Raw genomic sequence first — 13231 nt, forward strand, 5'->3', positions numbered from 1 at the left:
CTCGATGAGGGTGCTGATTTAGGTCTCGATCAATACGGTAAACGGCCCCTCATTGGCGCTGGAGACCTTCATCATCGCCCCGAATCGACCTGTTTCTACAACTATCCCGCGCTTGCGTAGCAATTCGGCGATTCGGTCGAAGATTGGCTGCGCTGCCTCGCCGGGGGCAGCGTTCGCCCAGGACGGTCGGCGGCCCTTTTTCGTTTCCCCCATCAGGGTGAACTGGCTTACCAGCAACACCTGCCCGCCGACTTCCTCCACGGAGTGGTTCCGTGGCCTGTCCCATGCCTCTCCGTCTGCGGGGAGAAGGCGCAGCTCTGCGATCTTCCGCGCCATCTTTTCCACCGACTCGTTATTCGTCACGTCGTCCACTCCGATGCCCACCAGAGCCAAAAGCGCCGGCCCCTGAACCGCCCCGACGACCTCGCCGTCGACTGTTACTTCGGCACTGCTGACTGTACTTACCACTGCTTTCATTCGTTCCCGTTCCTTTCCCGCAGGTCTTCCGGCACAATCATCCCGTGCCGCACCAAATCAATCGCAATCGGCACCAACTGGTCCACTAGCTGCTCGGCCTCTAGGTCCAGTTCCTGGCCGTTGACGGCGTGATAGAGCTCGGCGACGTCGCCGAGGTTCAGTCCTTCCCAGTTCAGGCCCGCCAGAATCGCCGCCAGCGCCGCATCGATCTGGTGTGTCCACCCCGGACCCTCGGTTCGGGTGAGCGCTAACTCTTCGTCGCCGTAGCCCTGGTTCGTGGTGCTTGCTGTTTTTTCTAGTATGACGCCACGTCGCAGCTGATAGCGCGATCCCACTATCGCGTCGCGGGCCGAACGCCCAGGGACCTCCAAGCCGTCGATCCAGCGGGAGCGGGCGAACCACTCGGCTACCTCCTGGCCCAGGAAAGCTCCTGCTGGTAGCCCGTGGGACAGCGTTTCGACGGTCAGCTCGGTGGGGCCTGAAATTTTCTCAATGTGAATCCATCCCAGGCCAATGCGGGTGATTCCGTGGGTGGCAAAGTAGTCCAACCACTCGGTGGTGCGGCGCTGCCCGTCTGCGCTGCGCGGATCAATGCTCTCATCCCGCAGCCAAGTCGTGACATAGGTGGCGATATCCACCTCCTCGCGCTGTAGCACCCAGGCGCGGGCGCCTTCGTCGGGAAGCCAGCTGAGGATGCGCTCCGCGGCAGAGCCCTCATCCTCGAGAGCCCAGCCGGCCAACAGGTGCGCGTGGCCGGCGGGGGCAAGGTGCGCGACGGAATTCTCAACCACTAGTTTGCTGGCGGCGTCCAGGGGCAGGCCGGAATCGCGATACACGTGCCCCTCTGCGGCGTCCAGATCCACAGACGGACCGATGACGAAGGGCGGGTTCGCGACGATGACGTCGAACTCCTCGCCTGCAAAAGGCTCGAACCACGAGCCCTCAACCCAGTTGATTAGGGGCTCTTCCAGGCCTTGCGCCGCGGCGGCGACGCGGGCGTAGGCCAGTGCGCGGGCGTGGATATCGCTGCCAAAAATTTTTGGGCGGCTTGCGCTGTAGTTGGCGGCCAACACCATCGCAAGCACACCGGAGCCCGTGCCGAGGTCCAACACTCTAGCTTCTTCGGGAAGCCGGGGAATGGAGTTCAGAAGCGAAAGGGGAGCGTTGCCGACGCCGGGGACGTGATCGGAACCCGGGATACGGAGGTCCAGGGACGCATCCGGATCGGACAGCACCAGTACTTCCGCGTTGCCGTGCGCAGGATGGTGGGCAGGGCGAATGTCGAGGTTGAGCTGCAGCTGATCGTCGGCGCTGACCAGGGCATGCTCTGCCACCAAGCCGGAGGTCACATCTGCCCCGACGAGATCCTGGTAGAAGGTGGCTGGCTGGGGGCGTCGTAAATATATGGCGGCGACCAGTTGCGCGCCCGCAGCATTGCGGCGCTGCAGGTGCCAGTGCGCCGCCGCGGGCGAACCAGATTGCACGGCGGCGACACCTTCTTCGCCGAGCGCCTCCAAGATCAGGGCAGAGCCATACCCACGCGCGATAAGGGTGCGAACCAGTTGTTCGGTAGCTGCACTGGGACTACAAGAAGGGCTACAAGAATGGGCAGACATAGTGGATCCTTGCTAGTCGGAGGGGGAGTCGGGGGCTTCGAGGTGATCAATGACCTGCGGGGCCGATTCGGTGGACTCGATCATCGGCCGGGCCGATTCACCCGACAATGCGGCGCGCTGGGCACGGCGCTGTTCGCGGACGAGGGCGGGTTTATAAACCTTGTTGGTGGTCTCGTCGACCTGGCCAGTCTCGTTGGCCAAGAGCACCGCGATCCACGGCAGCGGAATGCTGATCACCGCCACCCCCACAGCCAGGGCAGCGTTATGGGTCACCAGCATCACCACTGCACTCGCAGCGAGCAGAGGGATGCGCAGGATCTGCAGCACGGTATAAACCCTGCGACGGTGGTGCCAGCCTTCCAGGGGCGAACTTTTCGCATCCGTGATCACTTCCACCTGTGAGACACGCCTGGAACGGGATTCACCTCCCGTTTTCCTTTTTCGTGCAACTGCCATGGAACCCACGCTAGTACGCGGCTGGAAAACAGGCAGATTCAGGGGCATGATGGTGAACTGTGAGTAACCCAAGTACGACAACGATTGAACGCCCCGAAGTCAACACAGACTCGACGACGGATGACGATGTACCGAAGTTCTTCCACTACGTAAAGAAGGACCAGATCGTCGAATCCGCCGTGATGGGCAAGCTTGTCGTGGCACTGTGCGGTGAGACCTTCCCCGTGCGCAAGCAGGCGAAGCCGGGGTCGCCCGTCTGCCCGGATTGCGAGCAGATCTACAAGGGGCTGCGCAAGAAGTGAAGCACCTCCGCCTATGGCAGCAGGAGGCACTGAACAAATACGTCGAGACCAGTCCGCAGGACTTCCTGGCGGTGGCAACCCCGGGAGCGGGTAAGACGACTTTCGCCCTGACGATCGCGCGGCTGCTGTTAGACACCCGCACGGTTGACCGGCTGATCATCGTTGTGCCCACAGAGCACCTGAAGGTGCAGTGGGCACAGTCCGCAGCGGGGCAGGGGATTGCGCTCGACGCTGAGTTCACGAACTCCTCACCGTTCAACAACTCCTACGACGGAGTGTGCGTGACCTATGCCCAGGTGGGAATGAAGCCCACCAAGCACTACCAGGTCGCGACCGCGAAGAAGACGTTGGTGATCCTTGACGAGATTCACCATGCCGGCGACGCGAAGAGCTGGGGTGACGGCGTGCGGATGGCCTATGCGCACGTCGAGCGGCGCCTGGCGCTCACGGGTACGCCGTTCCGTTCCGACGATTCGCAGATACCGTTTGTGCGTTACGAGGCCGTGGAGGGCGCCGACGGCGCGCTGGTTTCCTCCGCCGACTACACCTACGGTTACGCGGACGCATTGAAGGACGGCGTGGTGCGCCCCGTGGTGTTCCTGGCGTATTCCGGGCAGGCGCGGTGGCGTAACTCTGCCGGTGAGGAGTTCGAGGCTCGCCTGGGGGAGCCGCTGAACGCTGAACAGACCGCTCGTGCCTGGCGCACCGCACTGGACCCCAAGGGCGACTGGATCCCCGCAGTGCTGAATGCGGCGCAGACACGTCTGCAGCAGCTGCGGGAGACAACCCCGGACGCGGGCGGGTTGGTGATCGCCACCGACAAGACGACAGCCCGCGCCTACGCGAAGATCCTCGAACGGATCAGCAACACCCCCGTCGCGGTCGTGCTCTCTGACGAGGCAGGCGCCTCGGAGCGCATCAAGGAGTTCTCCGCCAGCACTGATGAGTGGATGGTGGCCGTGCGCATGGTGTCCGAGGGCGTGGACGTTCCGCGCCTGGCCGTGGGCGTGTACGCGACGTCGTCCTCCACACCACTGTTCTTCGCCCAGGCTATTGGCCGTTTCGTGCGTTCGCGGCGGCCGGGAGAGTCGGCGTCCATCTTCCTGCCTAGCGTGTCGGTCCTGCTTGAGTTGGCGTCGAAGATGGAGCAGCAGCGCAACCACGTGCTCGGCAAGCCAGATCGGCCGAACGAAGGCTGGGACGACGAGCTGCTGCAGCAGGCCAACCAGGAAAAGAACGAGCCCGAAGAGGATAAAGGCTATGAGTCGGTCGGCGCCGAGGCCGAACTTGACAGTCTGATTTTCGACGGATCGACCTACGGCACTGCGACGCTGAGCGGATCGGACGAGGAGCAGGCCTACCTTGGCCTTCCCGGTCTTTTGGACGCCGACCAGATGCGTACGTTGTTGCGCCAGCGCCAAGCCGAGCAATTGGATGCCCGGGCGAAGGAAGAGGAACAGCGCCGCAAGCAGGAGAAGCAGAACCCCGCGCCCGAAGGCAGTGGCGCTGATCTGCGGAACAAGCGTGTGACCAGCGAGGAAATTCCCGCGCTGCGGAAGGAATTGAATGCGCTAGTGTCGATGAAGTCGGCTCGGACAGGAAAGCCTCACGGGCAGATTCACAACGATGCCCGGCGAAATTGCGGTGGTCCGGCCACGGCGCTGTGTACCGCACAGCAATTACGGGATCGCATCGCCTATCTGAGAGACTGGTAGGAATTAGCATGTACGCCGTCGAAGGCAATAGGCACTAGAGCCCTGAAATAGGGCTCTGAAAAAAAGGGCACTGAAAGGCAGGCCACGTGGCTCGGGAAGATTACACCGATCTGGACAAGTCCCATGCGCAGAAGATTGAGCGCCAAAAGATACAACCCCGCGCCGTCGGCGGCTTGAGCTTGGCGGCGCTGCTCGTCGGTATCCTGGCGATTCCCGCGGCTATCTTCCCGCTGGTCGGCGTGGTCGTGGCCGCGGTGGCCATTGTGGTGGGAATAATTGCTGTGATCAGGGCGAACCGCAAGGGAACGCAGCGCAGCTACGCAATCATTGGCCTGGTTCTGGCGGTGATTTCGATGGCTATGGCGATCTTCTTCACACAGGCCGCGATGAAGAGCGTCGAGGGGTGCGAAACCCTCCGCGGCACGGAGTTCTCCGACTGCGTGAAGAACAACCAGAACAAGTAGCCGCGAGGCGCCGAGAGCTCGACTAGTCCAGGTAGTCGCGCAGAACCTGGGAGCGCGACGGGTGGCGCAGCTTCGACATCGTCTTGGACTCGATCTGGCGGATGCGCTCACGCGTGACGCCGTAGACCTGGCCAATCTCGTCTAAAGTGCGTGGCATGCCGTCGGTCAGGCCGAAGCGCAGCTTCACCACGCCAGCCTCACGCTCGGACAGGGTGTGCAAGACGTCCTGCAGCTGATCCTGCAGCAGGGTGAACGAAACCGCATCGACGGCCACGACGGCCTCCGAATCCTCGATGAAGTCGCCCAGCTGGGAATCGCCCTCGTCACCGATGGTCTGATCCAGGGAGATCGGTTCGCGGGCATACTGCTGGATCTCCAGCACCTTGTCCACGGTGATATCCATTTCGCGGGCCAGCTCTTCGGGGGTGGGCTCGCGGCCCAGATCCTGCAGCAGCTCGCGCTGGATGCGGCCCAGTTTGTTGATGACCTCCACCATGTGTACCGGAATGCGGATGGTGCGAGCCTGGTCCGCCATTGCGCGGGTGATGGCCTGGCGGATCCACCAGGTGGCGTACGTGGAGAACTTGTAGCCCTTGACGTAGTCGAACTTTTCCACCGCACGGATCAGACCGAGGTTGCCTTCCTGGATGAGGTCCAGGAAGGCCATGCCGCGGCCGGTGTAGCGCTTCGCAAGAGAAACCACCAGTCGCAGGTTGGCCTCCAACAGGTGATTCTTTGCACGGCGACCATCGCGGTCGATCTCGCGGAGATCGCGGCGGTTCATCGGGGAGAGCTTCTCACCCGACTCCTTGATCTCCTGCAGGCGGTAGGCGGCGTAGAGGCCGGCCTCAATTCGCTTGGCGAGGGAGACCTCCTGCTCTGCATTCAGCAGGGCTACCTTGCCGATCTGCTTCAGGTACGCACGGACGGAGTCCGCAGAGGCGGTAAGCTCCGCGTCCTTCCGTGCCTGGCGCAGCGCGGCGGATTCATCCTCGTCCCAGACGAAGCTACCGTCGTTCTTCTCTTCCTCGTCGTCATCCGAGTCACCGTCATCGGAATCTTCGTCGTCCTCGTTCAGATCGTCGTCCTCTAGATCATCGTCGAGGTCGTCATCTTCCAAGTCATCGTCATCGTCGAGGTCGTCGTCCAGGTCATCGAGGTCGTCTAGGTCGTCGAGGTCGTCGTCCAGGTCATCGATGTCATCGAGGTCGTCCGGGTCGCGGTCGAAGTCGTCGTTATCAACGTCAGCGTCGTTGTCCTTGCCCTCGACCTGCGCGGCAGTCGCCTTCGTCGTTTCCTCAGTGACTTCAGCGGCCTCTGCGGCGGCCTTCGCTGCCTTGGTTCCCCGCTTGGTGGTTGCCTTCTTCGTGGCCTTGCGGGTGGTCTTCTTCGCAGTCTTTTTCGCGGCTTTCTTGGCAGTCTTCTTAGCGGCCTTCTTCGCCGTCTTCTTAGCGGTCTTCTTCGCCGCCTTCTTCACGGGAGTGGACGCCTGCTCCTCAACCGCATTGGTCGTATCCACGTCGTTCGACGTGGCTGCCTTGGGTGCAACCTTCTTAGCTGCAGTCTTCTTCGCGGCCGTCGACTTCTTTGCCACCTTGCGGGCAGTCTTCTTCGCTGCCGTCTTTTTTGCTACCTTACGCACAACACCCTGTGCGTCATCGCCGGTGGTGGTCGAGTCGTTCGCTGCCACGGAAGCCCTTTCGCTCGTAGTGCATGGTGCAACGAATGGCCGCATGTGGTGGCCACATTCCTGTAGGGAATTGGATTGCACCAGGTTACGGCACGCCCGCAACCATTGGTCTAGGGGGTTCTGCGAACCCCTATTCTGGGAATCGACCGCCCATTATAACCCAAAAAATCGGCACGTGTGCCAAGGGTCCCCGGTCTTTCTATGGTTTGATTCCGTCACGCACGGCCATGGCAGCGCCGATGATGCCTGCCTGGTTGCGAAGCTTGGCGGGAATAACTTCCTGCTCGACGGTCAGCAAAGGCACCCATTTGTCTGCCTTGCGGGAGATACCTCCGCCGACGATGTAGCGCTGGGGGCTAAACAGCGCACTGTAAGCGTGCAGAACCTCGTCGACGCGCGCAGCCCACTTCTTGTAAGACAGCTCCTCGCGATCCTTGGCCGCGGAACTTGCGTACCACTCCACATCGCCGTTCTTGTCGTAGGGAAGGTGCCCCAGCTCGGAGTTGGGGAAGAGGTGGCCGTCGCACAGCATCGCAGACCCAATTCCGGTGCCGAAGGTCAGCATCAGCACCGCTCCCTCCTTGGCACTGGCCTCTCCGTACTCAACCTCTGCCAGGCCGGCTGCGTCAGCGTCGTTCAGCACCGCGATTTCGCGTTCCCCGAGGTGGCGCTTGAACAGCTCTTGCAGGTCGGTGTCGATCCAAGACTTATCGATATTGGCTGCAGTGCGGGCGCGCTGGTTCTTCACAACGGCCGGGACTGTCACGCCTACTGGGCCGTCCCACTCTGCCATGTCCATGAGCTTGCGTACGACCTCTGCCACCGCATCCGGGGTAGAGGGCTTCGGCGTGAGGATCTTGAAGCGTTCGGTGACCAGTTCACCGGTGTTTAAGTCCACCACGGCGCCTTTGACGCCGGAGCCGCCGATATCTACACCGAAACTCAGCTGCTGCTTGTGCTGTTCACCCTGGCTGGAAATATCCTCAGTCATGCGCTTAACCCTACCTTGAACCTTCATTACTCCGCTGAGTTGTCGGAGGTGATTACGGTGGCGATTATGGCACAGTGGTGCTCATGGAAAGTTCCCACATCGCCCACGATGTAGCACGCGTCCTCAACAGCACGCAGAAAGATAGCCCCGGCAAGGTGCAGCTTTACGTCTTCGATGAAGCCGTCACGGGGTGGGAGGATCGGGCGTCGATAAATAAAGAAACCCTGAGCCCTGCCCAGCTAGAGGTCGTAGCCCTCGAGGTGGCGCTGAATGCCGCTGCTCTTATTCGACGCCGCCGAGCCGAACTGGCCGACGAGCATGGTCACGTTGGCGTGCTGGGGACGAAAACCTCCGAGGTGGACCCCGTCACGGAGGTAGATCAAGCCAGCGAGAAGCTGATTCTTGAGCAGCTGGTGGAGCGAGTGCCGGGTTCCCGGGTACTTGGTGAGGAAAGCGGGCTGAGTGACGGGGACAGTGCAGGTGGCGGGGCTGGCGGGGAGGTTCTGTGGATCGTAGATCCGATCGATGGAACCGTGAACTTCCTCTACGGCGTACCTGCATATGCGGTGAGTATTGCCGCGGTGGTGGATGGTCAGCCGATGGCGGGCGTGGTTGTCGATGTGAAGGCTGGTGAGGCATACGTGGCACACGCTGGAGGACCGGCACGGCGACTCAGCGGAGCTGGCAGCGCTGGTGAGGGTGGCGAAGAAGTGCTGCGTGTCGTTCCGGCGCAGACTGAAGCGAGCCTGGGCCGCGCTTTGGTAGCGACGGGGTTCTCCTACGTGGCCGAGGACCGGCGCCGCCAAGCCGAGCGGCTGACGCGACTGCTGCCGCGGGTGCGTGATATCCGTCGCATCGGTTCGGCCGCGTTGGACCTCTGCCGCGTGGCCAGCGGGGAAGTGGATGCGTATTTCGAGCACGGATTGGGGCCGTGGGACCATGCCGCCGGAGCGCTCATTGCAGCGCGGGCGGGGGCGATTGTGGCAGCGCCTGACTACGCCGTGATGAAGGAAGAAAAAGCGCTGGTTATGGCCGTTAAACCCGGCGTTGCTGTTGAGCTCGCTGAGTTGCTTGCGGACTAGGCGCGGGGGGAGGGGAAGTACCCCAATAGTCGCCCCTGCCGCGCGTGAAAGTGACAAGTGCGGTACTGGTGCTCTACGATCCGCGAACAGCGAGCAAATTTAAGCAATTTTCAGCTAGTTCATCACGAAGGATCCCCACATGGCGACTGACTACGACGCACCCCGGCGACGTTCCGAAGACGACATCGAGACCGACTCTCTGGAGGGGCTGAAAGCGGCGGAAAAGGCCGAGCCAGCTATCTCTGATACCGACGACGGCGAGATCGTTGAACCCTTCGACGTTCCGATGGCGGATCTGTCCGGTGAGGAACTATCGGGTTCTGTCATCCCGCGTCAAAACGACGAGTTCACGTGCAGCGTCTGCTTCCTGGTGCAGCACCGCAGCTGCATTGCAGAGACTGTCAGTGACGGCGAGTACATCTGTAAGGACTGCGCATAGCGCTCAGTTCTGCGCTTAGCTATAAGGACGGCGCTCATCGCCCTTACAGAAGAACCAGTTAGTAGATCGGGCTCCCCAGCTTCTCTAGAACCTCTTGAGGTTCCTTAGTGGAAATCAGCCAATAGGGCGTGGGATCGTCCGGATCGTTCAAAACCAACATTGCCATCGTTGGGATCCAGCCTTTGTGCACGACATATGCGGCAGGGTCCAGCTGGCGCCCCATGGCGGCGCGCTTAGCGGTGGGGGGAATAACCAGGCTCCGGCTGACCACTTCCGCGGGCAGTTTAGCGGGTCCGACGTGGAGCCAGCGCTCACCGGAGGAATCCTCTGTGACCTGCACTTTGGTGCGGGAGAAGTGGATTAGTGCCCAGATGGCCAGCGCTCCGGAAACAACCAGGGCGACGTAGAAAGCCCACATCGGTCGGCCCATCTGCGCCTGCCAGGAAATGATTGCCACAACGCCTGCGGCGAAGAGCCACCACACCAGGGGGACACGCTGATGCTCCGAATACAGCAGCTTTTCCTGCTGATTGTCCGATGCCACTTGAAAACTCCTGTTGATTGTTCGCTTCTAGTGCTGTGAAGCAATTCTAGCCCCACCGCGTTTGGACATCGTAACTTTGCCCGCTGACTTGTTAGTCTTGGTGATCGTGACCTCTAAGCAGAATGCAACTGATAGCACTAGCTCTTGTGGTAGCGACGCCCCGCTGCGCATCGTCCGGTTGGACAAGGAGCTGCCCTTGCCGCGTCGCGCCCACCCGACGGATGCGGGCATCGACCTTTACGCAGCGACGGATGTGACCATTGCCCCGGGGCACCGGGAGCTGGTGGGCACTGGCATTGCCATCGGGCTGCCGGTAGGGACTGTGGGGTTGGTGCACCCGCGCAGTGGGCTTGCATTGAAGAAGGGGCTTTCCATCGTGAATGCGCCGGGGACGATCGATGCAGATTACCGCGGCGAGATCAAGGTATGCCTAATCAACTTGGATCCCGAGCAGCCGATTGAGCTGGCCCGCGGTGAGCGCATCGCGCAGCTGTTGGTACAGGAAGTGAGCCTGTGCGACGTGGAGGAAGTAGACAGCGTCGACGACCTGGGGGAGACCGTCCGTGGCGCGTCCGGGTACGGGTCGACCGGCGTATAACCGGCGTATAAGACACAAAGAAGCTAGTCACAGAAGTAAGCCAATCCAGAGAATCGGAGTTTGATGATGTTTGGGCGCAAGAAGAAGGACAACAACCCCGCTGAAGAGATGGAGCAGGTGGTGGCCGAGCAGGGGCAGGAAGACAACGACTTCGGTCCCTTTGACGGTGACACCGTGAACTTCGAGGACTTCGACTTCTCGGACTTCTCCGCCGGTGCCCTCGACCTGGGTTCCATGGTGATTCCAGTGCCTCGTGGCGGTGGAGTGATTGTGGAGATGGGGCCGGAGGGGCCACAGATGATCCACTTGCAGGTTGACGGTGGTCGCCTGACACCCGTAGCTTTCGCTGCGCCTCGCAACGGCGACCTGTGGGCCGAAACCATCGACGAGACCGTGGCGGGCATGACCAAGGACGGGCTGGAAGTGCACCTGGAGGATGGCCCGTGGGGCCAGGAAATCTGTGCAGTCGCTGGTGAGGGGCAGATGCGCATCATCGGCGCCAACGGCCCGCGCTGGATGTTCCGCATGACGTTGGCTGGTGAAAAGTCCAAGGCCGAGGATCTGGCATTGATCGCCCGAGAGATTGTCGCACGTACCTTTATCCGGCGTGGCAATGATCCGATCCCGGCTGGTCAGGCGCTGCCGGTCTTGATGTCACCGGCTCTGCAGGAGCAGATGGAGCAACAGCTGCGGCAGATGGAAGCTGAACAGAACGGCGGAGAACAGCAGTAATGGCCGAATCGACCGAATCGGCGGAATCTGGACAGAAGCAGAGCCAAACCAAGGAAGAGCAGGGCACTCTGCTGGAGCAGATGGGTGGTCTGTCCGGGCTGGTTTCGTCGACCCTGCCCGTGCTTGTCCTCGTGCCTGTGAACAGTCAATGGGGGCTAACACCTGCTTTGATTTCTGCGCTCGCAGTAGCGGTGGCGATCCTGGTGTGGCGGCTGGCGCGAAAGGAAAATCTACAGCCCGCAATATCTGGATTCATGGCCGTCGCGCTGTGCGCAGCCATTGCTTGGTTCATGGGGGATGCAAAGGGATATTTCGCCTATGGCATCTGGTATTCGCTGGTGGCAGGTATCGCCTTCATCATTTCGATCTTTGTCCGCTGGCCCCTGGTCGGTGTGATCTGGCGCGGAATCAATGGCGACGACCAGCGTTGGCGCACTAACCGTCGGGCCGTGCAGGCATTCAACATCGCCACGATTGCCTGGGCACTGGTGTTCCTTGCACGCTTCGGCATTCAGCAGTGGCTCTATGTAGCCGACAAGACCGACGCGCTGGGTTACACCCGTATTGCCATGGGATGGCCGTTAACTCTTGTCGCGGTGGCCGTCACCGTCTGGGCCGTCAAGGCTGCGAACAAGGCGGAGGGCCGGCACACGGAGAACGCTGATCAACCCGAGAAAGCGGAGACCGACAGCACCGTGGGAAATGACGAAGAAGTGGAAGCGGATGGGCGTCACTAAGAAGGAAGAAGTAGTGATCAACCTGGAGGGGCCAGCCAACGGCGGCACCGTGATTGGTCGGCTAGACGGGCAAGTCGTGTTTGTGCGCGGTGGGCTGCCCGGGGAGCATGATGTGACGGTTGCGCTGGATCCGGCGCGGAAATCGAACTCCAAGAAGGGCTTCCGGACCGGTGAGGCGACAGCGGTCGGCCAGCCACACCCGCACCGCGTGGAACCTCTGTGTCCAGCGGCGAAGGCGGGAGCGGGCTGCTGTGACCTGGATTTTGTGGACGCTATCGGCGCGCTGGATTTGAAGAAGCAGGTCGTGCTGGACCAGCTGCGCCGGGTGGGCAAGATCGACTCCGAGACGTTGAACCAGATTCAGGTGACCACGAAGAGCCTGGAACCTTACGCGGGTTCACGAACCCGAGTGCGCCTGGCCGTTGACGCCCAAGGCACCGTCGGGCAACGCGTCCGCGGCTCCCACGACGTTGTGTCGGTGGAGCACGAATGCGCGCAGTGGAGTGACGCACTGAAGGACGGTTTGGCGCAGGACATCCAGCAACTGCAGGAGGCAGGGCGACTGACCCCGAACACGGAAATCGCCGTGGCGGTGGGGGACGACGGCACCCGGCGCATGGTGCAGCTGCAGGGATCGGCTGGACGACCGCAGGCGGAAGCGCTTACGGGCGGACCATTACCCACCGTCACCCGCACAGTGCACTATGGCGAGGGCTTGGATCGTGAGTTCGATGTGCAGTGGGAGAGCCAGGTACAGGACTTCTGGCAGGCTCACAGCGCTGCACCGCAGTTCTATTCCAGCTGGATTGCGCGGCATATACCGCCAGCGGGCAAGCAGCGCGCTTCCGCCGCGTGGGACCTCTATGGCGGCGCGGGCGTATTCAGTGCCACGCTGTCCCGTAAAACCGACCGCGTAGTGTGCGTAGACGTTGCCGGGAGCGCCAGTGAAGCCGGGGCGCGGGCCTTGGAAGCGGCGGGAATCGACAACGTTGAGTTCGTCGACGCCGATGTAGCCCGAAGCGTTTCTAGCCTCCCACGGGGCGGAAAAGTCCACGCCGTGGTTGTGGATCCGCCGCGCACGGGTGCGGGTGCGCAAGCAATTATCGACATCGCTAAGGCACGGCCGCGCCACGTGGTGCACGTCGGATGTGACCCTGCCACTGCAGCCCGTGACCTGGGTGTATGGATTCAGCGGGGCTATGCGATCAAGGAGCTGTGCGTAGTGGATGCATTCGGCCTTAACCACCACGTAGAGCTATTGGCATATCTAGTTCCTACCCGTGGCCGTCGAGCTGGTTCACGAGCTGATTCTTAGGTAGCAGCGCGGACTCACAGCGGATTCTTTCAATTCGCTAGGGCGCCGTTAGAATAGAACGAAAATCACTCAT

15 protein-coding genes are annotated in these 13231 nt (G+C 61.6%); 9 read left to right on the plus strand and 6 right to left on the minus strand.

All coding sequences use genetic code 11. From position 1 onward, the window contains the following. Positions 1-18 precede the first annotated feature (18 nt). From dtd to CRD15_RS08435, 3 genes are read right to left on the minus strand one after another with little or no spacing between them, the layout of a single operon-like run. Positions 19-477 carry a D-aminoacyl-tRNA deacylase gene (dtd, locus tag CRD15_RS08425; protein ID WP_034970677.1) on the minus strand — a complete coding sequence of 153 codons (459 nt, stop codon included), beginning with the start codon at positions 475-477 and terminating at the stop codon, positions 19-21. Further along, on the minus strand, positions 474-2093 hold the full coding sequence (locus CRD15_RS08430) for a methyltransferase (RefSeq protein WP_034982021.1): 1620 nt from the start codon (positions 2091-2093) through the stop codon (positions 474-476). The genes dtd and CRD15_RS08430 overlap by 4 nt, the downstream gene beginning before the upstream one ends. 12 nt (positions 2094-2105) lie before the next feature. Continuing rightward, entirely contained in the window at positions 2106-2489 is a 384-nt protein-coding gene (locus CRD15_RS08435; RefSeq protein WP_370546974.1) for a DUF3099 domain-containing protein, read from the minus strand. 119 nt (positions 2490-2608) lie between these two features. On the opposite strand from CRD15_RS08435, the gene CRD15_RS08440 reads away from it, so the two are divergent. The 3 genes from CRD15_RS08440 to CRD15_RS08450 all read left to right on the plus strand — a co-directional run bounded on the left by CRD15_RS08440 (position 2609) and on the right by CRD15_RS08450 (position 5030). After that, complete coding sequence (locus tag CRD15_RS08440; protein ID WP_034970683.1) at positions 2609-2851, plus strand: DUF3039 domain-containing protein; 243 nt, start codon at positions 2609-2611, stop codon at positions 2849-2851. Continuing rightward, entirely contained in the window at positions 2848-4566 is a 1719-nt protein-coding gene (locus tag CRD15_RS08445) for a DEAD/DEAH box helicase (RefSeq protein WP_187402353.1), read from the plus strand. The genes CRD15_RS08440 and CRD15_RS08445 overlap by 4 nt, the downstream gene beginning before the upstream one ends. 86 nt (positions 4567-4652) lie before the next feature. After that, a complete protein-coding gene (locus tag CRD15_RS08450; RefSeq protein ID WP_187402354.1) occupies positions 4653-5030 on the plus strand; it encodes a DUF308 domain-containing protein in 378 nt (125 codons plus the stop codon). A 22-nt stretch (positions 5031-5052) separates the two neighbouring features. Here the strand turns inward: CRD15_RS08450 and CRD15_RS08455 are convergent, their stop codons facing one another. Together CRD15_RS08455 and ppgK are read right to left on the minus strand one after the other, a co-directional pair. After that, complete coding sequence (locus CRD15_RS08455; protein WP_370546975.1) at positions 5053-6720, minus strand: RNA polymerase sigma factor; 1668 nt, start codon at positions 6718-6720, stop codon at positions 5053-5055. Between the two features lie 199 nt (positions 6721-6919). Continuing rightward, positions 6920-7711: a polyphosphate--glucose phosphotransferase gene (gene ppgK, locus CRD15_RS08460; protein WP_051891507.1), complete on the minus strand. Its 792-nt coding sequence runs from the start codon at positions 7709-7711 to the stop codon at positions 6920-6922. Positions 7712-7794: 83 nt separating this feature from the next. On the opposite strand from ppgK, the gene CRD15_RS08465 reads away from it, so the two are divergent. Next, positions 7795-8793: an inositol monophosphatase family protein gene (locus tag CRD15_RS08465; protein WP_080716702.1), complete on the plus strand. Its 999-nt coding sequence runs from the start codon at positions 7795-7797 to the stop codon at positions 8791-8793. 139 nt (positions 8794-8932) lie between these two features. Then, the gene (locus CRD15_RS08470) at positions 8933-9232 is read left to right on the plus strand and encodes a DUF4193 domain-containing protein (RefSeq protein WP_034970692.1); all 300 of its coding nucleotides are present in this window, start codon (positions 8933-8935) and stop codon (positions 9230-9232) included. A 58-nt stretch (positions 9233-9290) separates the two neighbouring features. Here CRD15_RS08470 and CRD15_RS08475 read toward each other — a convergent pair whose 3' ends face one another. Beyond that, positions 9291-9776 (minus strand): DUF3093 domain-containing protein, encoded by a 486-nt coding sequence (locus CRD15_RS08475; protein WP_034970694.1) that lies wholly within the window; start codon positions 9774-9776, stop codon positions 9291-9293. A 106-nt stretch (positions 9777-9882) separates the two neighbouring features. Between CRD15_RS08475 and dut the strand changes: the two genes are divergently transcribed. The 4 genes from dut to CRD15_RS08495 all read left to right on the plus strand — a co-directional run bounded on the left by dut (position 9883) and on the right by CRD15_RS08495 (position 13158). Beyond that, a complete protein-coding gene (gene dut, locus CRD15_RS08480; RefSeq protein ID WP_051892250.1) occupies positions 9883-10374 on the plus strand; it encodes a dUTP diphosphatase in 492 nt (163 codons plus the stop codon). Between the two features lie 63 nt (positions 10375-10437). Beyond that, complete coding sequence (locus CRD15_RS08485; RefSeq protein ID WP_237746798.1) at positions 10438-11106, plus strand: DUF3710 domain-containing protein; 669 nt, start codon at positions 10438-10440, stop codon at positions 11104-11106. Continuing rightward, positions 11106-11843, plus strand: coding sequence for a DUF3159 domain-containing protein (locus tag CRD15_RS08490; protein ID WP_187402356.1), 738 nt, complete (start codon positions 11106-11108; stop codon positions 11841-11843). Before CRD15_RS08485 ends, CRD15_RS08490 begins: the two co-directional genes overlap by 1 nt. Beyond that, positions 11809-13158: a class I SAM-dependent RNA methyltransferase gene (locus CRD15_RS08495; protein WP_255463815.1), complete on the plus strand. Its 1350-nt coding sequence runs from the start codon at positions 11809-11811 to the stop codon at positions 13156-13158. Before CRD15_RS08490 ends, CRD15_RS08495 begins: the two co-directional genes overlap by 35 nt. Positions 13159-13231 lie beyond the last annotated feature (73 nt).

The sequence above is a fragment of the Corynebacterium sp. LK28 genome, from assembly GCF_014335105.1.
GTDB lineage: Bacteria > Actinomycetota > Actinomycetes > Mycobacteriales > Mycobacteriaceae > Corynebacterium > Corynebacterium macclintockiae.